The following is a 24739-nucleotide window of genomic DNA, read 5'->3' on the forward strand; positions in this document are numbered from 1 at the left end:
CGTAGCGCGTCTCGAAGGATGCACGGCCCCACTGTGGCCGATTCATCCTTCGAGGCTCGCCGAAGAGGCTCGGACCTCAGGATGACGGGTCGGATAGGATTCAACTGTCAAACAGCTAGTTCGGTGTCGTCCCTGCTTTCGCAGGGACGACACCGAATGTGTTGTACGGTATGTGAGTCATACTTGCGCGCTCTCGCGATACGAGTTGCCTCAACTTTGCGTCTCGTCCCACCCTCTCATTGAACAGAGGGCACGGCGGCACTATTCGCTGCCGACCTCGCCGGTGATGATGTTGCCGAACAGCTTCCAGCTCTCGCCTTCGAACCGCATCAGCTGCGACTGCTCGATCGGGCGGAAGTCCGTCGCGCTGGTGTTGATTCTGATCCCGGGCAGGATCATCTTCGGCGCAAAGTCCTTCAGGCCGGCGGCCTGCTTCATCACATTCTCGCGTGTGAGATCGTCGCCGCACTGCTTGAGCACCTGCGCGAGCGTTTGCGCGGCGGCGTAGCCATAGACGTGATTGCCGTTGGTCTTGTCGCCGTCGGGCATATACTTGTCCATGAACGCGCGCCATTCCCTGGTTTCGGCATCGTCGTTCCAGATCGTGTCGGTCGGATCCTTGAGGTAGGCGACCGAGATGATGCCCTGGGAATGCTCGATGCCGGCGGCGCGCATGACAGAGGCGACCGACGTCGCGGTCGAGGTCAGGAAGAAGGTCGGCTTCCAGCCGAGCTCGGCAACCTTCTTGATGGTCTGCGCCGCGCCCTTCGGCGCCGCCCAGGTGAACAGGATGTCGGCGCCGGAGGCGCGCAGCGCGACGATCTGCGAATCCAGCGTCGGATCGGTCAGCTCGTAGGATTTGTCGGCGACGATCATGCTGCTCGCCTTGTCGCCGAGGCCGTCGCGCAGCCCCTTGAGCGCATCCTTGCCGGCATCGTCATTCTGCCAGAGCACCGCGATCTTGCCGTTCGGGAATTTGTCGAGGATGTATCTGGCGTAGATCCGCCCTTCGCTCTGGTAGTTCGGCTGCCAACCCATCGTCCAGGGAAAGCCCTGGGGATCGCCGAAGCGCGTCGCGCCCGATGCGATGAAGAGGTGGGGGACCTTCTTGGCGTTCAGATATTTCTGGATCGCGACATTGGGCGCGGTGCCGAGCGGCTGGAACACCAGCAGCACCTCGTCGCCCTCAACCAGCTTGCGCGCCTGCTCGACCGATTTCGGCGGCGAGAAGCCGTCGTCGTAGCTGATGAAGTTGATCTTGCGTCCGTTGATGCCGCCCTGGTCGTTGATCATCTTGAAATAGGCTGCCTCGGTCCGGCCGATCGCGCCGTAGGCCGAAGCGGGACCGCTATAGGGCATGATGTTGCCGATCTTGATCTCGGTATCCGAGACCCCTGGGCCGTAGTTCTTCTGTGCGAGCGCGGGCGACAGCGCGCCGATCGTTACCGCGGCCGCCAGGCACGCACGAAGACAGAATCCGTCCAACATCCCTCAGTCACTCCCTGATTGTCCGCTGATCGCCCTGTGGCGCGCGCGCGGTTCCCCCGGTCGACGGCCGGTGCGTTGACGCCAGGCGACAATTATCGTATGCGCTTCCAGTCTGGAAACGTTTCCAGACTAGCGCGCGTTCCTACCGATGGCAATATTCCTGCGGCCGGAGAGATGTGACAAATGAGCAGACTGGAGCAGACGAGCCCGGACCATGGCGCGAGGCCGCCGCTGGTCGCCGAATGCGATGCGGTGGTGGTCGGTGCCGGCTTCGGCGGGCTCTATGCGATCTATCGGTTGCGCGAGCTCGGGCTGAAGGTGATCGGCATCGAGGCGGCGTCCGACGTCGGCGGCACCTGGTACTGGAATCGCTATCCCGGCGCGCGCTGCGACATTCCGAGCCTGTTCTATTCCTACAGCTGGTCGGAGGAGCTGCGGCAGGAATGGCGCTGGAGCGAGAAATACGCCGCCCAGCCGGAGATCCTGCGCTACGCGCAGCATGTCGCCGACCGGTTCGGTCTGCGCTCCCTGATCCGCTTCGACACTCGCGTGACGAGCGCCGACTGGGACGAAGAAGGCGAGAGCTGGACGTTGCGCACCGATCGCGGCGATTGCATCGTCGCATCGACTTGTGTGATGGCGACCGGCAATCTCTCGGTACCCAACAAGCCGAAGCTCGCGGGCCTCGCGCGTTTTCGTGGGCCGGTCTATCACACCGGGCAGTGGCCGCATCAGGAGATCGACTTTTCCGGCTTGCGCGTTGCCGTGATCGGCACCGGCTCGTCGGGTGTGCAGACGATCCCGATGGTCGCAAAGGCGGCGAGCCGCCTGACCGTATTCCAGCGCACGCCGAACTACTCGGTGCCTGCACGCAATGCGCCGCTGTCCGAAGCCGACATCGCTGCCGCCGAGCCCGTGATCGCGAAATATCGCGAGAGCCTCGAGACGCCGGAGTTCGGGCGGGTTCCTGCGAATGCCTTCGACGCGCCGGTGCCCGAGCGGGACGTGCAATGGGCGCGCTATGAACAGCTTTGGGAGCAAGGCGGCGGCGGCATCCTGACCGCATTCCCGAACATCCTGACCGATGCGGCCGTCAACGACGTCGCCTGCGATTTCGTGCGCGCCAAGATCCGCGGCATCGTGCACGACGGGGCGACGGCGGAGGCGCTGTCACCGAAGGATTATCCGCTCGGCGTCAAGCGTATCTGCATCGATACCGGCTATTTCGCGACCTACAATCTGCCGCATGTCGAGCTGGTCGATTTGCGCGCGGAGCCGCTGACGACAGTCACCGAGACCGGCGTCGAGACCGCGACGCGGTCCTTTACGCTCGATGCGCTGGTGCTGGCGACGGGCTATGACGCGATGACCGGGGCGCTCGCCGCGATGCAGATCCGCGGGCGGGACGGCGCGACCCTGAAGGAAGCCTGGGCCGACGGGCCCAGCGCCTATCTCGGCCTGATGGTGTCGGGCTTTCCGAACCTGTTTGTCGTGACCGGGCCGGGCAGCCCCTCCGTCATCGGCAACGTGATCCACGCCTGCGAGAACCATGTCGAGTGGATCACGGCCTGTCTCGGCAACATGCGCGCCAAGGGATTGACGCGGATCGAGCCGGAGCGCGACGCCGAGCGGGCCTGGATGGCGCATGTCGCCGACGCCGCCAGTCGCACGCTCTATCCGAAGGCGAATTCCTGGTACCAGGGCGCCAACATCGCGGGCAAGCCGCGCGTGTTCATGCCCTATGTCGGCCAGGGCTACCGCCACCGCATCGCGCAGATCGCGCAGCGCGGTTATGAAGGGTTTGTGCTCCGCTGAGAGCGGCGCTATGAGCGCCGTCTATCTCCGTCATTGCGAACGCAGCGAAGCAATCCATCGCGCGGCATATGCTGGACGATGGATTGCTTCGTCGCTATCGCTCTTCGCAATGACGAAGTTATGGAATCGTTTCCAGATTGGAAAGATGAGAGGATCACAGATGGACATCAAGCGTGCAGGATCGATCGCAAGCCGGCGCGGCAACGCCGATTGGTTCAGCGGCACCGTATGGGCTGATGCGATCGTCAATGCACCCGCACCCGCGCGTGTGCAGGCCGCGCGCGTCACCTTCGAGCCGGGTGCGCGTACGGCGTGGCACACCCATCCGCTCGGCCAGACGCTCTACGTCACGGCCGGCGCCGGATATGTGCAGAGCTGGGACGGCCCGATCCGCGTGATCCGGCCGGGTGACGTGGTATGGATTCCGCCGGGCGAGAAGCATTGGCACGGCGCGGCGCCAACCACGGGCATGAGCCATATCGCGATCCACGAAGCGCTCGACGGCGACTACGCGACCTGGATGGAGCACGTCTCCGACGCGCAATACGCAGCGGCGCCGCTGGCCGATTGATGGCGCGGCGCTACTTCCGCCCCCGCGCGGGCGCTGCCGGTGCGGCGCAGGAATGGCGCAGGATGAGGCGCGTCGGCAGGAACACCGGGGCGCTGCTGCCGGCCTTGTCGCTGTCGCGGATTCGTTCCAGCAACAGCCGCGCGGCGGTGCGGCCGACCTCGTTCATGTCCCAGCTCAGGGCCGAGATCGCGGGCGTCGCATGGCGGGCGAGGTCGGTGTCGCCGCTGCACACGATCGATACGTCCTGCGGATAGCGCAGGCCGTTGCTGGTGATCGCCTCCAGCACTTCGGCAAGCATGCTGGTGCCGAGCGAGATGATCGCGGTCGGCGGCTTTGTCATTTGCAGCAGCTGGCACACCGAGCTGAAGGCGGTGTTGGCGCCCTGCATGTGCGGGCGGATCAGGGTCGGGTCGACCTCGATCTTGGCCTCCTGATGCGCCTGCCGGTAGCCCGCAAGCCGCTCCGAACTCGGCAGCACCGCAGCGCTTCCGGTCAGCAACGCGATCCGGCGATGGCCGAGGCCGATCAGATAGCGCGTTGCCTCCAGCGCGCCGCCGCGGTGATCGACGCGAACCATCACACTATCAGGTACCTCGCGGTCGACGGTGACGCAGGGCAGGTCGAGCGTCGCCAGCCCCTTCATGAAATCCTTGTGGGAATTGTCGCCGGCGAACAGCAGCAACCCATCCATCTGGCGCCGCCGCACCGCCGACAGGAACGCCGCCTCGCGCGCCTCCTCATGCTTGGTCGCCGCCAGCATCAAGAGGAAGCCGGCGCGCTGGAATTCCTCCTCCGCCGCGCTCACCATGCCGGTGTAGTGCGGATTGGAGAAATCGGCGACCATGCAGCCGATCGTGTTGGAGGCCCGCGAACGCAGCGCCTGCGCGGCCTGGTCGGGCTCGAACCCGAGGCGCTTCACCGCGCGCATGATGCGGGCATGCAGCTCGGCGCTGGTGTAGATGCCGCCATTGAGGGTGCGGCTGACGCTTGAGACGGAGACGCCGGCCTCGGCCGCGACGTCACGAATCGTCGGTCGTGTCCGTCGCGTCCTGGTCATCGGTGATCGGGCCCTGTCGGTTCGGCATTGCCGCCGTCAGGCGCGCAGGGTGCGGCGTGCAGCAGACGGCATCGCCGAACCTAATCAGGCTCCGCCGCGAATCTCAAATGATTCTTGTGAGTCTTGGGTTATCGCCGTGATGCGCTCAGGAACAGCGGCCGGAAGATATCCAGAAATCCGGTCGCGGCCGGCGTCAGTGGGCGGTTCTTCAGCCGCAGGATCCCGATCTTGCGAACCAGCGGCGGCGACACCAGCCGCTTGACGATCACGCCGCGCGGCGCCCGCGGCGGCACCGCCGAGGCCGGAACGATCGAGATGCCGACATTGGCTGCGACGAAATCGTAGAGCGTGCCGAACTGCTCGACGATGGTGCTGTGATTGAGCACGATGCCGCTTGCGGTCGCGGCGCTGTCGATCTGCTTGCGCAGGCCCGAGCCGGTCGGAAGCGAGACGAAGGTTTCGTTGCGCAGTTCGCGGAGGCTCAGCGTGCTGTTGTTTCGCAGCGGATGGCGCGAGGGCAGGATCGCGAAGCAGGACTCCTGCACCGCGTCGTCGCTGACCACCTCCTGGCCGAGTGCGGTGACGTTGCCGACGCCGAAGTCGGCGAGGCCGCTGCGCACATCTTCATAGACCTCGCTGCCGAGGCCCTCGCGCAGGTGGATTTCGACGCCGGGATGCGCCTTCCTGTATTTCAGCACGGCCTCCGGCACCACGTGGTGCGTGAGTGACAACAGGCAGGAGATGATCAGGCGTCCCTTGATCTGCTCGCCGAGTGCGCGGGCGTTGTCGACCTGGGCGCCGAGATCGGCGAGCAGGCGCTGCGTCGATGCCGTGAATTCGCGGCCCGGCGCGGTCAGGATGACGTTGCGCGTCGATCTGAGGAACAGCGAAACGCCGAGCTGCCGTTCGAGCTGCAGCACCAGACGGCTCACCGCCGACTGCGTCATGCCGAGGTCGGCGGCGGCCGCGGTGAAGCTGCCATACACCGCGACCGAGTTGGCGGCGCGAAGATGTTTGAGGCTGACCTCGAACCGGCGTGGGCGTCGCTCGCGCATCATTCATTCCATTTTCGCATCAATAATCCGGATCGGAAAATATTTGACCTATATGCCCGCCGCGTCAACGATGAAGACAGCCACAGAGCAGCAAGCGGGAAGGGAAATTGCGGATGACGGCGAGCCCGACGATGACGAGGCAAGGCGCGCTGCACGGGGTCCGCGTTCTCGATCTGACACGGTTCTATTCAGGTCCGTTTGCGACCTTGATGCTGGCGGGCTTCGGCGCAGAGGTCATTCGCATCGACACCCCGGAGCAGGGCGATCCCACCATGACCGGGCCGCCGTTCCTCGGCAAGGACGGCGTCTCGCTCGACCGCAAGCATGACAGCGATCTCGGTCTCGCCTATCTGAAGCGCTGCCGCGACAAGAAGTCGATCACGCTGAACATGCGCACGGCGGAGGGCATGGAGCTGTTCCATGCGCTGCTGCGCAAGTCGGACATCCTGGTCGAGAATCTGCGTCCCGGTGCGGCCGAGCGGCTCGGGATCGACTACGAGGCAAACCGCCAGGTCAACCCCGCGATCGTGCATTGCGCGCTGACCGGCTACGGCTCGACCGGCGCGGACCGGCGACTCAAGGCGTACGATTTGATGATCCAGGCAGCATCCGGCCTGATGTCGATCACCGGTGCGCCGGATGGCAGCCCCAGCAAGGCCGGCACCGCGCTCGCGGATGGCATCACGGGCGCCTTTGCCGTCTCCGGCATCCTCGCCGCGCTGACCGAGCAGCGCGTGTCGGGACGAGGCCAGTTCGTCGATGTCGCGATGGCTGACTGCCTGTTGTCGCTGGTGCTCGACGAGCCCTTGGATTGCTACCCGCAGATGGGGATGGCGCCACGGCAGGGCAATCGCATCATGCGGTTCTCGCCGTTCAACACCTATGCCACGCGCGACGGTGCGATCGCGCTCGGCGCCGCCACGAATGAGGACTGGCTGGCGCTGCTCGGTGTGATGGACCGGCTCGACCTCGCCGCGGACGCGAAGTTCATGAACACCGGCTGGCGCGTCGCCAACAACACGATCGTCGATGCGATCGTCAGCGAATGGACGCTGGGCCGCACCACGCTCGAGGCGATCGAGGCGCTCAATCGCGGCGATGTCGCCGCGAGCCAGATCCGCGACATCGACGACATCCTCGCCTGGGAGCATCTCGGCGCGCGCGACATGCTGCAGCCGGTCGTGCATCCGACCGAGCCGCTGGAGCAGCGCGTCATTGGCGCCGGGTTTCCGATCAAGATGGGACGGACGCACAAGGGATACACCGCGCCGGCGCCGAAGCCCGGGCAGAACAATCAGGATATCTATGGCGGGCTGCTCGGCCTCTCCGGGCAGCGGATCGACGATCTGACGTCCAGGCGGATCATCTGAGAGCAAGAAGGCCGGCACATGCATGCCGGCCCAAGCGGGAGCGTCGAGATAGTCATGGCGAAGAAACGAACACCCACAGCTGCAGCGATCGCGTTGCTGGTCGGCGGCGCGATGCTGACGCCGGTTCGGGCGGCGGATGTGCAGCCGGTCAGGATCGGCGTGCTTACCGATATGTCGGGGATGTACCGCGACATCATGGGGCCGGGCTCGGTGCTCGCTGCCAGGATGGCGGTCGAGGATTTCGGCGGCAAGGTGCTGGATCGTCCGATCGAGGTGATCTCCGGCGATCACCAGGCGAAAGCCGATGTCGGGGCGGCGATCGCCCGCAACTGGTTCGACAATGGCGGTGCCGACGTTGTCGTCGACGTCGCGCAATCCGCCGTGGCGCTCGCCGTTCAGGAGCTGGCGCGGACGCGCAACAAGATCGTCATCCACGGCGTGACCGGCAGTCCCGCAATCACCCAGCAGGCCTGCGCGGTGACCGCATTCTCGTGGTCGCTCAACGCCTACGCGATTTCGGCGCCGCTGCCGAAGCCGCTGATCGAGCGCGGGCTCGATACGTTCTTCTTTCTCTCGGCGGACTATTCCTTCGGCAAGGCGATGGAGGACGCTGCGGCGGGTGCGATCAAGGCGGCCGGAGGCAAGGTGCTGGGCTCGGTGCGCTTCCCGCAGAACAATCCCGACTTCAGCTCGTTCCTGCTGCAGGCGGTGGCGTCAAAGGCCAAGGTGATCTGGCTGATCTCGGCGGCGGAGGACACCACCAACGCCCTGAAGCAGGCCAAGGAGTTCGGCCTCGCCGAGGGCGGGCAGCACATCGTGGTGCCCCTGACCTACATCACCAATGTGCACGCGCTCGGCATTGCCAATGTGCAGGGCCTCACCTTTGCGACCCCGTTCTACTGGGACCGCACCGACAAGACGCGCGCGTGGTCGGAGCGCTTCTTCAGGCAGCACCACGCAATGCCGACCATGGACCAGGCCGCGGTCTATTCGGGAACGCTGCACTATCTGCAGGCCGTCGCTGCCGCCAGGACCCTGGACGGCCTGAAGGTCGCCGACGAGATCCGGAAGCTGCCGGTCAACGACATGTATGTCGAGAACGGTTTTGTGCGCGCCGACGGCTGGCTGATGCATCCGTTCTACATGGCGAGCATCAAGGCCCCCGGCGAGGTCAAGAAGCCCTGGGACTACTACACCATCGAGAAGGTCATTCCGGCATCCGAGGCGGCGCAGCCGTTGTCGGAGAGCCAATGCCCGCTCGTCGCTCAATCGCAATGACATCGGCAAAGGAGAGACAATGTCCCGCGAAGTTCTCAAGATGTATTCGGACTACAAGAGCCCCTATGCCTGGCTGGCATTCGATCCGGTGTTCGAGCTGGAAAAGAAGTTCGACATCAAGGTGCAGTGGCGGCCGTTCCAGCTCCGGATCAAGGGCTCCGGCCAGCGCAGCGTCTATTCGGAATACAAGGTCAAGTATTCCTACATGGATGCCCGGCGGTCCGCGAACGAGCGCGGCGACAAGAAGATCATCCGCGGCCCGCTGAAGATATTCGACACCGCCCCGGCGCTGATCGGCGGGCTGTTCGCGGAGAAGCAGGGGCGGCTGATCGAATACAGCCGCCTGGTCTACGAGCTGTTCTTCCGCCGCGAGCTCGCGGTCGACGAGGTCGATGCGGTGGAGCGCTTCATCGAGTCGCTCGGGATGTCCGGCGCTGAATTCCGCAGCTATTTCGAAGGTGACGGCCGGCGCGAATATGAGGAGGCGCAGCAGGAGAGCCAGGGCGATCATATCTTCGGCGTGCCGATCTGCGTCTTTCGCGGCGAGCAGTTCTGGGGCAACGACCGTGTGCCGATGCTCGAGCGGCGGCTGCAGGAGGCCGGACTGTCGCTGTCGCGCGAAAAGCAGCTGGCCTGAGCTGTGCCGGAGGCTCCGATGATCGATCTTCATTTCGCGCCGACGCCGAATGGCTGGAAGGTCTCGATCATGCTCGAGGAATGCGAGCTGCCGTACACCGTCGTGCCGGTCAACATCACGCGCGGCGACCAGTTCAAGCCCGAATTCCGCAAGCTCAATCCCAATGGGCGGATCCCTGTCATCGTCGACAGGGACCCGCCCGGCGGAGGCGAGCCGCTGACGATCTTCGAGTCGGGAGCGATCTTGCTTTACCTCGCGGAGAAGACCGGCAGGTTCGCTCCGCGTGATCTGCATGGCCGCACCCGCGTGCAGCAATGGCTGATGTGGCAGATGAGCGCGCTCGGGCCGATGCTGGGTCAGAACGGGCACTTCTCGCTCTATGCGCCGAGCAGGATTCCCTATGCGGTCGAGCGCTATGGCAACGAGGCGCGCCGTCTCTACGGCGTGCTCAACGATCGGCTGGGCAAGAGCAGCCACGTGGCGGGCGACGACTATTCGATCGCCGACATCGGCTGCTTTCCATGGGTGATGACTCACAAGGCACAGGGCTTCACGCTCGACGATGTCCCGCACGTCAGGCGCTGGTTCGCCGAGCTTCGTGGACGGCCGCTGCTCCAGAAGGGGCTGGCGGTCGGGCGGCGCGCGGTGCGCAAGACGCTCGACGCGCAGGCCCGCAGCAACCTGTTTGGAACGAGGCCGGCGGGCGGAAACGCGCCCGCCGAAACTCTTCAGTCACAACAACTGGACAATTGAGATGACCCTGCCTCCGAAAATGCTGACCGGTTATCGCGTGCTCGATATCACCCAGTTCGTCGCAGGCCCGACCTGCACGCGTCTGCTGGCCGAAGCCGGCGCCGACGTGATCAAGATCGAGCTCGCGCCGTTCGGCGACCGGTCGCGCTTCCAGGGCCTGAAGCCGCGGGATCCCGCGTACAAGAACACCTCGCAGAGCACGTATTTCTTCCAGCAGAACCATTCGAAGCGCAGCCTCGCGCTCGATTTCAAGCATGAGAAGAGCCGCCAGATCCTGACCCGGCTCGCCGCCAAGGCCGACGTTCTGGTGGAGAATTTTACGCCCGGCGTGATGGAGCGCGCCGGACTTGGTTATGAGACGCTCAGGAAAATCAATCCGCGGCTGATCATGTGCTCGATCTCTTTCGCGGGGCAGACCGGACCGCTGAGCGATAAGCCCGGCTTCGACTATATCGCCCAGGCCTTCGCTGGCATCACCGGCGTGATCGGCGATCCCAATGGGAAGCCGGCGCAAGTGCCGGTGGCGATCGGGGACGCCTCGACCGGCGTTGCCGCAGCGATGGCCATAGGCTTTGCGCTGCTGCACCGCGAGCGGACCGGAGAGGGACAGTTCATCGAATCGACGCTGCTGGACACCTACTTTCACATGCACGAGGCCAACGTGCCGAAGGTCTCGCTGCGCGGGGATAGCTTCGTGCCGCAGCGGGAGGGCTCGCTGCATCCGAATGGCGGTCCAGTCGGGGTGTTCGATTGCGGCCGAGGTGAGTTTCTCGTGATCTGCGCGCTGGCGCATCAATGGCCGCAAATGGTTCGCGCGCTGGGGCGGCCGGAGCTCGAGAAGGATCCGCGGTTCGAGTCCGCGCGCGCCCGTGCCGACAACAGGGTGCTGGTGGGGGAGATCGTCGAAGCCTGGCTCAAGACGTTTCCGTCGCGCGATGCGGCGATCGCCGCGCTGGAGCAGGAGCGGATACCCTGCGCGCCGGTGCTGACACTGAATGACGCCATGGCCCAGCCGCATCTGATCGAGCGCGGTACGGTCCGCCATGTCAGCGATCCCCGGATCGGCCAATTTGCGATCCCGGGCGTGCCGATGCGCTTCTCGGAATGGCCGCAGCGCACCGAGCTGAGGGCCGACCTGCTCGGTGAACACAATGAGGAGATCCTCGGCGAACTCGGGCTGTCCGGGCAGGAGATCGACCAGCTCTATGCCGAGAAAGTGCTGGTGCAGGACAGGGAGCTGCGGGCCGGCAAGCCGCTCAGGCAGGCGAGCTGAGCGGCCACGATATCAGGCAGGGGCGTTACGCCGACGCGGGCTGGTCGAAATAGGTGAACGCGGCGCTGGTCAGGCCGCCGAGCAGCGACCAGAACACCAGGCTGGTCAGCGTGACCGCGACCACGAACTGATGCGACAATGACGAGGGTACGTTGGTCTCGACATGCTCCAACTCGGGCGCGCCGATCAAATGCGGCAGCATGATCAGGACCACGCCGGCGATGGCGGCCGGCATCGAGCGCCGGAACACGATCAGCCCAAGGCCGGCGGATGTCGCCAGCACCGCCGTCACCCACCAAATCTGACGCGACAACAGTGGTGCGGTGGGGACCCCCGGTAGTTCAGGCGGCAGCCCAAGGCCCGGCGCAATCGTGAAGACGGCAAAGCCTGCAAGGCCCCACATCAAGCCTTCGTGCCACGAGATCGGCTCACCGGTGGCGCCGCTGCGCACCGAAAAGAAGCCGCAAAGCAGCAGCGCAAAGCCGATCGCGGTCAGGATGTTCGCCCCCGCGGTATAGAGGTTGCGCTCCAGGCCATCGCGCGGCTCCCACGCCTCGGCGCCGTGATCATGTTCCGCATGATCGTGGACGAGGATGGCCTGCGCTGGCGCGGCGGCTTCGTGCTTGTGCTCGGCCGCCTTCTCATAGACCTCAGCCTTGAGGATCAGCGGGACGGTGCCGAACTGCTGAACCGCAGTGACGATCAGGCCAACGATGAATCCGGCAATGACCGAGGAGAAGACGATCGAGCGAAACGTGCTCATGCCGACGAGATCAGTGGCAGGGGAAAGCGTTGGAATGGCGCACATCGTGCGCGGCGTTGTGGATCACGTCGATGTGCGAGAAGCCGACCACGCCGACGATGAACAGGCCGAGCGTCATCGCCATCAGGGACTCGGCAAGCCGTCCGACCTGTCGGGCGGCGACCGGCAGATGCGTGACCTGGGATTGCATGACCTGGGTTTGCGCGGCCGGGGACTGGCTCATGGTCGTTCTCCACATTCGATTTGGTCGGCTTCTAGCAGCTTTCGAGCGATGTCGCGACTGGTAAGATGCAGATTTGTTCCAAGAGGGATGCGCTTGCGCAGGATCTTGGAGCGCGCCGCGGCCCTGAACGCGTCTTCAAACCGTGCGAAATAACCGATGCAGCCGTCCGGCGTCGGGTCGGCGCCAAGCAATGTTCGAAACGCGCCCCGATGTACCGCACAGATGGCGCCGTGCTCCGGGAGCGGAAAAACCAGGGAGGCGATGTCGGCGCGCCAGTGGGCAGCGCTGTTCGAGGCGCCGCTGCCGGTCGGAGATTGGTCAGCGCCGGATGGTGAATTCATCCGGACCTCGCCGCGATTCCCACTTGGCCTGCTCGAGCTCTGGACGGTCGCATTCCGCCTGGGGGTAACCGATACAGAGGTAGCCGATGAATTTCCACGTATCGGGTATTTCCAGAATCTCGTGAACGCGGCCTGGAGTGAAGATCGAGACCCAGCCGAGCCCGATGCCTTCCGCGCGCGCAGCCAGCCACATCGAGCAGATCGCAGCCACCACGGAATATTCTGTCGTCTCCGGCATCGTCGCGCGGCCGAGACCGGAGCCGATCTGGTCGCTCTTCTCGGCGAACACGGCGAGATGGCCGGGCGCCTCTTCAAGGCCTGAAAGTTTCAATGCGGCATATTTGGCTGCACGCTCACCGGAATAGGAACGCAGCGCGTCGGCGTTGCAGGTCTTGAAGTCCTCGATGACAGCGCGGCGCCGCGCCGCATCGTCGACAATGACGAACCGCCAGGGCTGGCTCAACCCGACCGAAGGCGAGAGGCAGGCGATCTCGATCAGCCGCTCGATCGTACCATCAGGCAGCGGCTCGGACCGGAAGCGGCGCACGTCGCGCCGCCACACAAAAAGTTCGTGCAGTTGCCGGCGAAACGCATCGTCGAACGAGACCATCGCGGGGCCGTTGGCGGGATCGGTCGGGTTGCTCATTTCAGCTTCATCGGCAGGCCCGAAACGACGAATTCGACCTCGTCCGCCGCACCGGCAATGCTCTGGTTCATGAGTCCTGCGGCGTCGCGGAAAGTCCGCGCCAGTGCGTTGTCGGGCACGATGCCGAGGCCAACCTCATTGGTGACCATGATGACCGGGCTGTGCTGGCGCGCCAGCGCGTCCGCCAGCCGCGCAACTTCCTGCGACCAATCGCGCTCCGCATGCAGCAGGTTGGACAGCCACAGCGTCAGGCAATCGACCAGCCTTGCGCCGCCGCCATCGGTCTCGGCCAGCGCCTCCACGAGATCGAGCGGCACCTCGCGCTCGATCCAGTCGCTGCCGCGGCGCGCACGATGCTTGGCGATGCGCTCATCCATTTCCGCGTCGAGCGCCTCGGCGGTCGCAACATAGACCGGTTGACCTGGAAAGCTGCGCGCGCGCAGTTCGGCGCGGCGGCTTTTTCCGGACCGGGCTCCACCGGTGATCAGAATGACGGCCATATGGACTCCTGTCGCGAACCGGTATCCGCCTCGCCTCGAAAACGCTCTAACCACCAATCGCGGTAAAAGACAAAGCCGAAATCCGCCCCGGAGGGCTTGCACTCGGCCGACGTCTTGCGCATCAGGGGGATCGCGGTTGAGGAGAGGTGCGTGGGTTTTGCGGGAGCGATGGCGGTGGCGATGGCTGTGGACGCCTTGATCGGCTGGCCGGCTTGGCTGTTTGCCCGCATCGGCCATCCCGTGACCTGGCTCGGCCGGCTGATCCATCTCGTCGATACCGCCTGGAACCGGGCCTCCGATCCGCCGGCGTTTCGGCGCATCGCCGGTGTCGCGGCGGCCATCCTGGTGATCGCGCTGGCGACGGCGCTGGGTTGGGCGGTTCAGTCCACGCTCGCATCCGGATGGGTCCGCGTCGTCCTCGTCGGTGTGCTGGCGTGGCCGCTGGTGGCGCTGCGCTCGCTGCATGATCATGTCGCCGCGGTGGCACATCCGCTTGCGTCCGGCGACATCGCGGCCGCGCGTTCGGCGGTCGCGCAGATTGTCGGTCGTGATCCCGCAACGCTCGACGACGCCGGCATCGCGCGCGCGACCATCGAGAGCCTTGCCGAGAATGCATCCGACGGCATCGTGGCGCCGGTGTTCTGGGGTGCTCTGTTCGGCCTGCCGGGAATCCTTGGCTACAAGGCAATCAACACGCTGGACTCGATGATCGGCCATCGCACCGAGCGGCACGAGGCGTTCGGCTGGGCCGCCGCCCGGATCGACGATCTCGCCAATCTGATTCCGGCGCGGCTGACCGGCTTGCTGTTCGTGCTGCTTGCCCCGCGCTTCTCGCGGGCGTGGTCCTGCATGTTGCGCGATGCGCGCCGCCATCGCTCGCCGAATGCCGGCTGGCCGGAAGCTGCGATGGCCGGCGCGCTCGGTGTGCGGCTCAGCGGGCCCCGCATCTATCACGGCAGCATCGCGAACGAGCCCTGGCTGAACGAGGGGGCGCGCGATCCGGCTGCCGCTGATGTCCTCACCGGGCTGAAGCTCTATCGTTACGCCATGATGCTGCTGGCCGCGGCGTTCGTGGCCCTGGCGCTGGCGTGAAGGAGCGGCGCATGCGTGAGCACGGCGGAAATCTCGACGTCGCCCAGCAGCGCTTCGGCGGCGCCGCGGAAGACTGGATCGACCTGTCGACGGGGATCAATCGGGTGCCGTATCCTGGCGTCGATGTCGAGCCGCGCCAATGGGGCGCGTTGCCGTCGCGATCCGAAATCGAGTCGCTGCACAACGCCGCGCGGCAGGCCTACGGGACCGACGCGCCGATCGCGGCGATGGGCGGGGCGCAGGCCGCGATTCAGTTGCTGCCGCATCTGGCGCCGCGCGGGCGAGCCCGGATTCTTGCGCCGACCTACAATGAGTATGCGGGGATATTGTCGGCCGCCGGTTGGGACGTTGCCGAGGTGTTCGATCTTGCGGCGCTCGCAGGCGCTGATCTTGCCGTCGTCGTCAATCCGAACAACCCTGATGGACGGCGTCACGATCGGCGCGAACTGCTTGCGCTGCTGCCGCGCGTTGGCCGGGTCGTGATTGACGAGAGTTTTGCGGACGCGGTACCTGACCTGTCGCTTGCAGGAGCGGCCGGACAGCCGGGGCTCCTGATCCTGCGCTCATTCGGCAAGTTCTACGGACTTGCGGGTCTGCGGCTCGGCTTCGCGATCGGCAGCGAGCCGGATATCGCTGCGCTTGCGGCGATGGCGGGGCCATGGCCGGTATCGGGGGCCGCGATCGCAATCGGGCGGCGCGCCTTGCTCGATCGCGACTGGGCAAAGGCGACGATTGCCCGGCTCGCGGATGATTGCCGCAGGCTCGATACGGCGGCGCGATCGCAGGGCTGGACGCTGCTCGGCGGCACGCCGCTGTTCCGTCTCTTCGACACCGGCGACGCGTTGGCCGCGCAGGAGAAGCTTGCCCGCGCGCAGATCTGGTCGCGGGTTTTCCAGCAAAAGCCGGGATGGCTGCGCTTGGGCTTGCCGGGCAGCGAGACCGACTGGTCACGCCTTTCTGCCGCACTATCCGCTTAGCGCGCCAGCGCGAGCAGGCCGTCGACATCGAGATGGGTCTCGATGTGCTCGGCAAGCGCGTCGAGCGCGCTCTCGACCCTGGCGCCGTACGGCTGATCCGCAACGGGGATATCGAGCTGCGCAAGAAACGCCTTGCGAAATCCGTCCGAGGCGAACAGGCCGTGCAGATAGCTGCCGTGAACGCGCCCATCGCTCGACATGGCACCTTCCGGCGCGCCGTCAAGCGATGCAAATGGCCGTGCGCGATCCGGCCCGTCGGTGCGCCCGATGTGGATTTCGTAGGCGCTGATCGGTTGATGGGTCGCAGCGTGCACCGCGTTGACGCGGGTCAGCGTCTTCTGTTCGGTCATGGTCGTCGTGACATCGAGCAGCCCGAGGCCAGGCGTTTCGCCGGCGAGCCCCTCGATCCCGTCAGGATCGGCGACGCTTTGCCCAAGCATCTGGTATCCGCCGCACAGGCCGAGGATGTGGCCGCCGCGGCGATGATGCGCCAGCAGGTCGATGTCCCAGCCTTGCGCACGCAGGAAGGCAAGATCGCCGCGGGTCGATTTCGAGCCGGGCAGGATGACGAGCTTCGCGTCGCCCGGAATGGCTTCACCCGGCCGCACCATCACGAGATCGACGCCGGGTTCGAGCTTCAGCGGATCGAGGTCGTCGAAGTTAGCGATCCGCGACAGCGCCAGAAACGCGATCTTGCACTGGCCGGGCTTGCGCGCCTCGCCGAGCCCGAGCGCATCTTCGGCAGGTAACTCACCGGCGCGAGCGAACCAGGGCAGCACGCCGAAGCCGCGCCACGCGGTCCGGGCTTCGATCAGGCGGTAGCCGTCGTCGAACAGCGTCGGATCGCCGCGGAACTTGTTGATGACAAAGCCCTGGATCATCGCAGTATCATCAGGATCGATCACAGCCTGGATGCCGACGAGCTGCGCGATCACGCCGCCGCGATCGATGTCGCCGACCAAGACTACGGGCACGTCGGCCCTGCGCGCAAAGCCCATATTGGCGATGTCTGACTTGCGCAGATTGACCTCGGCAGGGCTGCCGGCGCCTTCGACCAGCACCAGGTCGGCGCGCGCCTTCAGGCGCCCAAAGCTCTCCAGCACCGCGCCCATCAGCGATGGCTTCATGGCGGCATATTCGCGCGCGCGTGCGGTCGCGATCCGCTTGCCGTGCACGATGACCTGCGCGCCGACGTCGGTCTCCGGCTTCAGCAGCACCGGGTTCATGTCGGTGTGCGGCTCGACGCCGGCGGCAAGCGCCTGCAAGGCTTGCGCGCGGCCGATCTCGCCGCCGTCGACGGTCACGGCGGCGTTGTTGGACATGTTCTGCGGCTTGAACGGGAGCACGCGCAGGCCGCGCCGTCTTGCGGCACGCGCAAGGCCGGCGACGATGAGCGACTTGCCCACGTCCGAGCCGGCTCCCTGGATCATCAATGCGCGCGCCATGGTGATGTCTGTCAGAACTCGACGCCCGGCTGGGCCTTGATGCCGGACCGGAAGGGGTGCTTGACCAACGTCATCTCGGTGACGAGATCGGCGATCTCGATCAATTCGTCCTTAGCGTTGCGCCCGGTGAGCACGACATGCGTCATCGGCGGCTTCGACGTGGTCAGGAAATCGACGACATCGGCGATCGCCAGATAGTCATACCGAAGCGCGATGTTGATCTCGTCGAGCACGACCATCCGCAGGCTCGGATCCGCGATCAGCTGCTTGGCCTTTTCCCAGCCGGCTTGCGCTGCCGCGATGTCGCGGGCGCGATCCTGCGTCTCCCAGGTAAAACCTTCGCCCATCGCATGGAATTGACAGAGATCGCCGAAATGCCCGGTGAGCAGGCGGCGCTCGCCGGTATCCCAGGCGCCCTTGATGAATTGCACCACGGCGCAGGGAAAGCCGTGCGCCACGCAGCGCACGATCATGCCGAAGGCGGAGGAGGATTTTCCTTTGCCGGCGCCGGTATGAACGATGATCAAGCCCTTTTCACCGCTCTTGGTCGCCATGATCTTGTCGCGGGCGACCTTCTTTTTCGCCATTTTGGCCGCGTGGCGCGCATCCAATGAAGGGTCGGTGCCGACGTCGCGATCTTCAGCGTCGTTTCCATCAGAAATCATCACGTTCCTTCGGCTTGACAAGTGCGAGGCTAGGCCGAATGGTGACCCCGCGTTGGTTCCTGTCCTACGACAGGCGAAGAGGGAATGCGATAGGGCTCAGACCGCTGGGTTTGCCCAAAGCGCAGCCGCCCCCGCGACCGTGACCGGAGAGATGCCCAAGCCACTGATTCCCTGATGGAGTCGGGAAGGTGGGCATCAAGGGAGAAATCCTACTCCGCAAGCCGGGAGACCTGCCGACGCGATGTGTTTGAGACCGGCGGACGGGGTGTTCCGCGACGGGGAACGAGCCTGTTCACGTCAGGTTCGTGTGCCTCATCGCTTCCCGCAGTCAATCCAGGAAGGGCGATGAGCGTTACACTTCATGTCTGTATCACGTGCCGCGCCGGCCAGACGCTCGCCGAAGGCGAGCTCGCGCCCGGTGCGCGCCTGCATGCCGCGCTTGTTGAGGCCGGTGTGCCCGATGACGTCAATCTGGTTCCGGTCGAATGCCTGTCGGCCTGCAGCCAGGGCTGCTCGGTCGCGCTCAGCGCGCCGGGGCGGTGGTCCTATGTGTACGGCCGCCTGTCCGCTGATCATGCCAAGGATGTGATCGCCGGCGCCTCTGCCTATGCCGCGGCGCCTGACGGCATCGTGCCGTGGCGCAGCCGTCCCGAAATCTTCCGCAAGCAATCGCTTGCCCGCATCCCACCCATCGCCATCGTGCCGGAGGCCGCAGAATGATGACGCTCGCCAAGGTTCCGGTCACCGTCGTGACCGGCTTTCTCGGGTCCGGCAAGACGACGCTGATCCAGCATCTGATCCGGAATGCCAACGGCAAGAAGCTCGCGGTGCTGGTGAACGAATTCGGCAGCGAGGGCGTCGACGGCGACATCCTGAAGTCGTGTGCGGACGCCAATTGCCCGACCGAGAATATTGTCGAGCTCGCCAATGGTTGCATCTGCTGCACTGTCGCCGACGATTTCATCCCGGCGATGGAGCAGTTGCTCGCGCGCCCTGTGAGACCCGATCATATCGTGATCGAGACATCCGGCCTCGCGCTGCCGAAGCCGTTGCTGAAGGCGTTCGACTGGCCGGAGATCCGCTCGCGGATCACGGTCGACGGCGTGATCGCGCTGGCCGATGCGGAGGCCGTTGCCGCGGGTCGCTTTGCGCCTGACCCGGCCGCGGTGGATGCGCAGCGCGCGGCAGATGAGAATCTCGACCACGAGACGCCGCTGTCCGAAGTGTTCGAGGACCAGATCGCCTGCGCCGATATCGTATTGCTGACCAAGGCCGATCTCGCCGGAGCCGAGGGGATCAAAGCGGCCAAGGCGCTGATCTCGGCCGAGATGCCGCGCGAGGTGCCGATGTTGCCCATCGTCGACGGCGCGATCGACGCCCGCGTGATCCTGGGCCTCGAGGCGGCGGCAGAGGATGACCTCGCGTCGCGGCCGTCCCACCATGACGGTGAGGACGAGCACGAGCACAACGACTTCAATTCAGTGGTGATCGATCTTCCGGAGATCGCGGATGTCGATGCGCTCATCGCGTCGATCAAGGGGCTGGCGCGCGAGCAGAACGTGCTGCGCGCCAAGGGCTACATCGCGGTCGAAGGCAAGCCGATGCGGTTGCTGGTGCAATCGGTTGGCGAGCGGGTCAGGCATCAGTTCGACATGCCCTGGGGCGTGCGGCCGCGGCAGTCGAAGCTCGTCGTGATCGGCGAACACGGCGATATCGATGAAGCCGCGATCAGGGCGCGACTAGGTGTCTGATGCACGTCGTCTTCCGCGAGAGCCGCGGCCTTGAGGAGACCGCGACGCCAAGGGACCTCGGCCAGGATCCGGCCGATCTCGTGGTGTTGTCGTTTTCCGACAGCGATCTCGCCGCGTTCGCGGCCGGCTGGCGGCGGGGTCGCGCCGCGCTGCCGTCGCTGCGGCTCGCCAATCTCGCGGAGCTGCGCCATCCGCTGTCGGTCGATACCTATATCGAGCGGACGCTGTCGCAGGCGCGCGGCATCCTGGTGCGGCTGATTGGCGGCGAGCCCTATTGGTCATACGGGCTGGCCGCGGTGCATCGCCTGGCGAAGGAGCGTGGCATCGCCCTGGTGGTGCTGCCGGCGGATGGCCGCGACGATCTGCGGCTGGATGAATTTTCAACGCTGCCGGTCTCGACGCTGCGCCGCCTGAAGGTGCTGTGCGACAAGGGCGGCCCCGTTGCCGCGCAGGCCGTGATCGCGCAACTGGCGCTGGCGTCGGGCCTTTATGCCGGACCGGTTGTCGGTGAGATCGATTTTCCCGAGATCGGGGTCTACGATTCGCGGCGCGGCGCCGTCGCGGCGCTGCCGGCATCGGATGGCCGGCCGCTTGTGCTGGTGACTTTTTATCGCTCCTATCTGGCGGCGGGCGACACGGCGCCGGTCGATGCGCTGATCGAGGCCTTGCGCGAAAAGGGATTCGATGCCCACGGCGTGTTCGTCACCTCGTTGAAGGCGGCGGGCGTGGCCGACTGGCTGCGCGCTCAGTTCGCGCAATGCTCGCCGGCCGCCATCGTCAATGTAACCGCGTTCTCTGCGGCGGGTGACGACGGCACAACGCCGTTCGATGCCGCATCGTGCCCGGTGTTCCAGGTCGCTCTGTCGACGGCGCGGCGGGAGGATTGGGCCTTGTCGCTGCGCGGTCTGTCGCCCGGCGATCTCGCGATGCATGTGGTGCTGCCGGAGGTCGACGGTCGCCTGTTCACGGGCGTTGTGAGCTTCAAATCGCCCGGTGAGCGCGATCCCGATCTGCAATTCGCGCATCTTGCGCATCGGCCGGATGCCGAGCGCGTCGCCGCGGTCGCCGCGCGTGTGGCAGCCTGGCATCGGCTTGCTAGCAAGCCCGCCGGTGACAAGCAGCTTGCGCTCGTGCTCTCGAATTATCCGGGGCGCCCGCATCAGATCGCGCACGCCGTCGGCCTCGATGCACTTGCCTCGGTGGAGGCGTTGCTGGCCGATCTTGCGACTGCGGGCTTTGATCTCGAGCCGGTGGAGTCGCTGGGGGGCGTACTGCTGCACCGGAAGCTGACATGGGACGTGGCCGAATATCGCGCGGCGATCTTGAACTTTCCGCAGCAGCTCCAGGATGATCTTGCGCGCGTATGGGGCGAGCCGGAGGATGACACCGACTGCCGTGACGGCGCATTTCATTTCTCGGCGATCCAGAGCGGTAAGTCGATCATCGCGGTTCAGCCGGAACGTGGTGATCTCGGTCAGCGCGATGCCGACTATCACGATCTCTCGCGCACGCCGCGCCATGCCTATGTCGCGTTCTATCTGTGGCTCAGGCAGCAGGACATCGATGTCGTCGTTCACATGGGCGCGCATGGAACGCTGGAGTGGCTGCCCGGCAAGTCGGTTGCGCTGTCATCCGCATGCTGGCCGGAAGCGCTGATCGGCGATCTGCCCGTTGTCTATCCCTTCATCGTCAATGACCCCGGCGAGGCGGCGCAGGCCAAGCGCCGGATCGGTGCCATGACGATCGGCCATCTGCCGCCACCGCTGGCGCAGGCGGCGGTGCCGGAGGGCTTGCGCAGGCTCGAGCGGTTGCTCGATGAATATTCGACTGCGGACGGCCTCGATCCGGCGCGGCGGCAGCGCCTGATCGCTGCGATCCGCGAAGAAGCGCGCACCGCCGGGCTGGAGGACGATCTCGGTCTCGCGGCGTCGGTCTCGGCGGCCGAAGCCATTCCGCAGATCGATCGTTTCGTCTGCGATCTCAAGGAAAGCCAGTTCGGCGACGGCCTGCATGTGTTCGGGCAGGGTGCCTGCGGCGAGGCGGAGAGGGCAGCGTTGCGCGATGCGCTCGCGGGCCGGCGTGTTGCGCCGGGACCGTCGGGCTCACCCTATCGCGGGCGAAGCGACGTGCTGCCGACCGGACGCAATCTGTTTGCAGTCGATCCGCGCGCGGTGCCGACGCCGTCGGCGCATGCGCAGGGCGTGAAGCTCGCCGAAGAGCTGCTGCGCCGTCACTTGCAGGATCACGGCGACTGGCCGAAAGGGCTGGTCGTCGATCTCTGGGGATCGTCGACGATGCGCACCGCCGGCGAGGACTTTGCGATGGCGCTGCATCTCGCCGGCATCGCGCCGCGCTGGGATCATGGATCGTGCCGGGTGTCGGGCTACGTCATCATCGCACCGGCAGAGCTTGGCCGTCCGCGGATCGACGTGACGCTGCGCGTGTCGGGGCTGTTCCGCGACGTCTTCTCGGGGCTTGCGCAGTTGTTCGAAGCTGCGACCGAGGCGTTGTCCGAACGCAGCGAGGAGAGCGACGAGAATCCTTACCGGCAGCGCGTCTCGCGCGTGTTCGGGCCTCGTCCCGGACACTATGGCGCCGGCATCGCGTCTGTCCCGGACGTCTTCACGGAGGAGGCGTGCGACGCGGCCGGCGAAGCCTGGCTGTCGGCATCGTCCTGGGCCATCGCATCCGATGGCGAGATACGGCTCGACCGCGCCGGCATCGAGGCACGGCTCGCCTCTGCCGACAGCTTCGTCCACACCCAGGACTTGCCGGAGACCGATTTGCTGCTGGCGGCGGACTATGCCGCGCATGAGGCAGGCATCGCCGCAGCGGCGCGGCGGCTTGGTACAAAAGCCCCGTCGCTCTATCACCTTGATGCGACCCGGCCGGATCAGCCGCATGCGCGGTCGTTGACCGAGGAAATCTCGCTTGTGGTGCGGGCGCGCGCCGCCAATCCCGCGTGGATCGCGGGCATGATGCGCCATGGCTTCCGTGGTGCTGCCGAAATTGCGGCGACGCTGGAGCACATGGCGGCGTTCGCGCACCTCGCCGGCGTAGTGCCGCCGCATCTGTTCGATCTCTATTACGAGGCGACGCTCGGCAATGACGACGTCCGCGCCTTCATGGCGCGCGAGAATCTGGCTGCGCTTTCTGCGATCGAAACCTGCTTCACCCGGCTGCACGACGCGTCGCTCTGGCAGACGCGGCGCAATTCGATCGCGGCGGCGCTGCAGGAGGCCTCATGAGCGCCGTCGCGATCAAGGGGTGGTGTCCCGGCGCGCTGCGGCCGATGCTATCAGGCGATGGCCTCGTGGTGCGCATCCGCCCGCGCGGCGGGCGGCTGGACGCGTCGCAGGCGACGGGAATTGCTGAGCTCGCTGCGCGATACGGCAACGGCCTGATCGATCTGACCAGCCGCGCCAATCTCCAGATCCGCGGCGTCGGCGATGAGGGTTATCCGGCGTTGATCGACGGACTCGCCGAGCTCGGGTTGCTGGACGCGGATTCAGATACCGAGGCGCAGCGCAACGTTCTGGTGACGCCGTTCTGGGCTGCCGATGATGACACGCCTTCGCTCGCGGCCGAGCTTGAGCGGGCGCTCGCCAGCGCGCAGCTCGATCTTCCGACCAAGTTCGGTTTCGCGATCGATGATGGCAGCGAGCGGGTGCTGGGCGGCGCGTCGGCGGATATCAGGATCGAGCGCGATCGCAATGGCGGACCGCTGGTGCGTGCCGATGGCGCACGGTACGGTCGCTCTGTCTCGCGCAGAGAGGCGGTGGATATCGCGCTCGCGATGGCCGAATGGTTTGTCACCTCCGGCGGAGCCAGAGCTGAGAAACGACGGATGGCGTCTCATCTGGCCGGCGGCGCGAGCCTTCCCGAATTGCTTCGCGGCGACGCCGAGCCAGTGACTCGATCGGCAGCCGCTGTGCCCGGCCTCTATTCGACTGGCGCGATGGTCGGCTTGGCCTTCGGGCAATTGCCGCACCAGATGCTCAGCCATCTCGCCGGATCCGCACAGGCTCTTCGCATGACGCCGTGGCGGATGGTGCTGGCGGAGGGGATGCATGGGATGCCCCGTGGCGCGGATCTCGTCACTGATCCCAATGATCCGGCGCTCCGCGTGATCGCTTGCAGCGGCGCGCCGCGCTGTCGTGAGGCGCATGCCGACACGCGTGCATTGGCATCGGCGCTGGCATCGTTTGTCCCGGCGGATGCCCGGCTTCACGTGTCCGGCTGCGCCAAGGGCTGTGCCCATTCCGGTTCGGCTGATGTCACCCTGGTTGCGTCACGCGAGGGCTTTGACCTCATCCGCGACGGCACCACGCGGGATGCGCCGGTCATGCGAGGTCTGACCCGTTCGGACCTCCTCGCAAATCCCTCCGCGCTGATGGGAGGCCATTGATGCCGCACATCTATGAGACCGATGGCGCGGCGATCTATCGGCAGTCATTTGCGACGATCCGGTCGGAGGCCGACCTTGCCCGTTTCACGCCCGACGAGGAGCCGGTGGTCGTGCGCATGATCCATGCCGCGGGGATGGTAGGCCTGGAAGCGCATGTCCGCTTCACGCCCGGCATGGCTGCGCGCGCACGGATAGCCCTGCAGGAGGGCGCGCCGATTCTCTGCGATGCGCGGATGGTGTCGGAGGGTATCACGCGCGCACGGCTGCCGGCCGGCAACGCCGTGATCTGCACGCTCGGCGATCCCAAGGTTCCCGAACTCGCACAGTCGATGCGCAATACGCGCTCGGCGGCGGCGCTCGAGCTGTGGCGGCCGCATCTGGCCGGTGCGATCGTCGCGATCGGCAACGCGCCGACGGCGCTGTTCCATCTGCTCAACATGCTGGAGGATGCCGAGTGTCCGCGGCCGGCGGCGATCATCGGCTGTCCGGTCGGCTTCGTCGGTGCGGCCGAGTCGAAGGCGGCATTGATGGCCAAGCCGCCGGTGCCGGCGCTGACGGTCGAGGGGCGTCTCGGTGGCTCGGCGATCACGGTCGCCGCCGTCAATGCGCTGGCGAGCCGGAGCGAATAGCG

24 protein-coding genes and 1 riboswitch are annotated in these 24739 nt (G+C 65.9%); of the genes, 14 read left to right on the forward strand and 10 right to left on the reverse strand.

From position 1 onward, the window contains the following. Window positions 1-261: 261 nt before the first annotated feature. Window positions 262-1488, reverse strand: a complete 1227-nt coding sequence (locus AAFG13_RS42010) for an ABC transporter substrate-binding protein (protein ID WP_342710651.1) — start codon at window positions 1486-1488, stop codon at window positions 262-264. A 183-nt stretch (window positions 1489-1671) separates the two neighbouring features. On the opposite strand from AAFG13_RS42010, the gene AAFG13_RS42015 reads away from it, so the two are divergent. Continuing rightward, entirely contained in the window at window positions 1672-3303 is a 1632-nt protein-coding gene (locus AAFG13_RS42015) for an NAD(P)/FAD-dependent oxidoreductase (protein WP_342710652.1), read from the forward strand. A 160-nt stretch (window positions 3304-3463) separates the two neighbouring features. Beyond that, window positions 3464-3874: a cupin domain-containing protein gene (locus AAFG13_RS42020; RefSeq protein WP_212310916.1), complete on the forward strand. Its 411-nt coding sequence runs from the start codon at window positions 3464-3466 to the stop codon at window positions 3872-3874. Between the two features lie 10 nt (window positions 3875-3884). Here AAFG13_RS42020 and AAFG13_RS42025 read toward each other — a convergent pair whose 3' ends face one another. Both AAFG13_RS42025 and AAFG13_RS42030 read right to left on the reverse strand, forming a co-directional pair. Further along, complete coding sequence (locus AAFG13_RS42025) at window positions 3885-4931, reverse strand: LacI family DNA-binding transcriptional regulator (RefSeq protein WP_212310915.1); 1047 nt, start codon at window positions 4929-4931, stop codon at window positions 3885-3887. Between the two features lie 128 nt (window positions 4932-5059). Further along, window positions 5060-5986: a LysR family transcriptional regulator gene (locus tag AAFG13_RS42030; RefSeq protein WP_342710653.1), complete on the reverse strand. Its 927-nt coding sequence runs from the start codon at window positions 5984-5986 to the stop codon at window positions 5060-5062. A gap of 131 nt (window positions 5987-6117) precedes the next feature. Here AAFG13_RS42030 and AAFG13_RS42035 point away from each other — a divergent pair, with 131 nt between their 5' ends. The 5 genes from AAFG13_RS42035 to AAFG13_RS42055 are packed head-to-tail and all read left to right on the forward strand — an operon-like array spanning window position 6118 to window position 11297. After that, on the forward strand, window positions 6118-7356 hold the full coding sequence (locus AAFG13_RS42035; RefSeq protein WP_342710654.1) for a CoA transferase: 1239 nt from the start codon (window positions 6118-6120) through the stop codon (window positions 7354-7356). A gap of 54 nt (window positions 7357-7410) precedes the next feature. Next, window positions 7411-8634: an ABC transporter substrate-binding protein gene (locus tag AAFG13_RS42040; RefSeq protein WP_342710655.1), complete on the forward strand. Its 1224-nt coding sequence runs from the start codon at window positions 7411-7413 to the stop codon at window positions 8632-8634. Between the two features lie 19 nt (window positions 8635-8653). Continuing rightward, on the forward strand, window positions 8654-9271 hold the full coding sequence (locus AAFG13_RS42045; protein ID WP_158231186.1) for a DsbA family protein: 618 nt from the start codon (window positions 8654-8656) through the stop codon (window positions 9269-9271). A gap of 18 nt (window positions 9272-9289) precedes the next feature. Beyond that, a complete protein-coding gene (locus AAFG13_RS42050; RefSeq protein ID WP_212310911.1) occupies window positions 9290-10024 on the forward strand; it encodes a glutathione S-transferase N-terminal domain-containing protein in 735 nt (244 codons plus the stop codon). Window position 10025: 1 nt separating this feature from the next. Next, entirely contained in the window at window positions 10026-11297 is a 1272-nt protein-coding gene (locus AAFG13_RS42055; protein ID WP_342710656.1) for a CoA transferase, read from the forward strand. A 25-nt stretch (window positions 11298-11322) separates the two neighbouring features. Here AAFG13_RS42055 and AAFG13_RS42060 read toward each other — a convergent pair whose 3' ends face one another. Genes AAFG13_RS42060 through cobU form a run of 5 tightly spaced genes read right to left on the reverse strand, consistent with a single transcriptional unit; the run spans window position 11323 to window position 13770 of the window. Continuing rightward, a complete protein-coding gene (locus AAFG13_RS42060) occupies window positions 11323-12060 on the reverse strand; it encodes a CbtA family protein (protein ID WP_342710657.1) in 738 nt (245 codons plus the stop codon). A gap of 10 nt (window positions 12061-12070) precedes the next feature. Then, complete coding sequence (locus tag AAFG13_RS42065) at window positions 12071-12250, reverse strand: CbtB-domain containing protein (protein ID WP_342713519.1); 180 nt, start codon at window positions 12248-12250, stop codon at window positions 12071-12073. Between the two features lie 29 nt (window positions 12251-12279). After that, a complete protein-coding gene (locus AAFG13_RS42070; protein ID WP_212310908.1) occupies window positions 12280-12624 on the reverse strand; it encodes a hypothetical protein in 345 nt (114 codons plus the stop codon). Further along, a complete protein-coding gene (bluB, locus tag AAFG13_RS42075; RefSeq protein WP_212311645.1) occupies window positions 12602-13234 on the reverse strand; it encodes a 5,6-dimethylbenzimidazole synthase in 633 nt (210 codons plus the stop codon). Before bluB ends, AAFG13_RS42070 begins: the two co-directional genes overlap by 23 nt. A 32-nt stretch (window positions 13235-13266) precedes the next feature. After that, entirely contained in the window at window positions 13267-13770 is a 504-nt protein-coding gene (cobU, locus tag AAFG13_RS42080) for a bifunctional adenosylcobinamide kinase/adenosylcobinamide-phosphate guanylyltransferase (RefSeq protein ID WP_342710658.1), read from the reverse strand. Window positions 13771-13920: 150 nt separating this feature from the next. Here cobU and cbiB point away from each other — a divergent pair, with 150 nt between their 5' ends. Together cbiB and cobD are read left to right on the forward strand one after the other, a co-directional pair. Then, window positions 13921-14862: an adenosylcobinamide-phosphate synthase CbiB gene (gene cbiB / locus AAFG13_RS42085; protein ID WP_312011380.1), complete on the forward strand. Its 942-nt coding sequence runs from the start codon at window positions 13921-13923 to the stop codon at window positions 14860-14862. Window positions 14863-14873: 11 nt separating this feature from the next. Next, window positions 14874-15839: a threonine-phosphate decarboxylase CobD gene (gene cobD, locus AAFG13_RS42090; protein WP_342710659.1), complete on the forward strand. Its 966-nt coding sequence runs from the start codon at window positions 14874-14876 to the stop codon at window positions 15837-15839. Here cobD and AAFG13_RS42095 read toward each other — a convergent pair. Further along, a complete protein-coding gene (locus AAFG13_RS42095; protein ID WP_342710660.1) occupies window positions 15836-17284 on the reverse strand; it encodes a cobyric acid synthase in 1449 nt (482 codons plus the stop codon). The two genes, cobD and AAFG13_RS42095, sit on opposite strands and share 4 nt — an antisense overlap. Window positions 17285-17295: 11 nt before the next feature. Further along, window positions 17296-17949, reverse strand: coding sequence for a cob(I)yrinic acid a,c-diamide adenosyltransferase (gene cobO, locus AAFG13_RS42100; RefSeq protein ID WP_212310904.1), 654 nt, complete (start codon window positions 17947-17949; stop codon window positions 17296-17298). Window positions 17950-17985: 36 nt separating this feature from the next. Further along, window positions 17986-18202, forward strand: a riboswitch (cobalamin riboswitch). 92 nt (window positions 18203-18294) lie between these two features. Between cobO and AAFG13_RS42105 the strand changes: the two genes are divergently transcribed. From AAFG13_RS42105 to AAFG13_RS42125, 5 genes are read left to right on the forward strand one after another with little or no spacing between them, the layout of a single operon-like run. After that, entirely contained in the window at window positions 18295-18669 is a 375-nt protein-coding gene (locus tag AAFG13_RS42105; RefSeq protein WP_212310903.1) for a DUF1636 domain-containing protein, read from the forward strand. Beyond that, window positions 18666-19700: a cobalamin biosynthesis protein CobW gene (cobW, locus tag AAFG13_RS42110; RefSeq protein WP_342710661.1), complete on the forward strand. Its 1035-nt coding sequence runs from the start codon at window positions 18666-18668 to the stop codon at window positions 19698-19700. The genes AAFG13_RS42105 and cobW overlap by 4 nt, the downstream gene beginning before the upstream one ends. Further along, window positions 19700-22948, forward strand: a complete 3249-nt coding sequence (gene cobN, locus AAFG13_RS42115; RefSeq protein ID WP_342710662.1) for a cobaltochelatase subunit CobN — start codon at window positions 19700-19702, stop codon at window positions 22946-22948. Before cobW ends, cobN begins: the two co-directional genes overlap by 1 nt. After that, window positions 22945-24108, forward strand: coding sequence for a precorrin-3B synthase (cobG, locus tag AAFG13_RS42120; protein WP_342710663.1), 1164 nt, complete (start codon window positions 22945-22947; stop codon window positions 24106-24108). The genes cobN and cobG overlap by 4 nt, the downstream gene beginning before the upstream one ends. Next, complete coding sequence (locus AAFG13_RS42125; RefSeq protein WP_342710664.1) at window positions 24108-24737, forward strand: precorrin-8X methylmutase; 630 nt, start codon at window positions 24108-24110, stop codon at window positions 24735-24737. Before cobG ends, AAFG13_RS42125 begins: the two co-directional genes overlap by 1 nt. Window positions 24738-24739: the final 2 nt, after the last annotated feature.

The sequence above is a fragment of the Bradyrhizobium sp. B124 genome (assembly GCF_038967635.1).
Classification (GTDB): domain Bacteria; phylum Pseudomonadota; class Alphaproteobacteria; order Rhizobiales; family Xanthobacteraceae; genus Bradyrhizobium.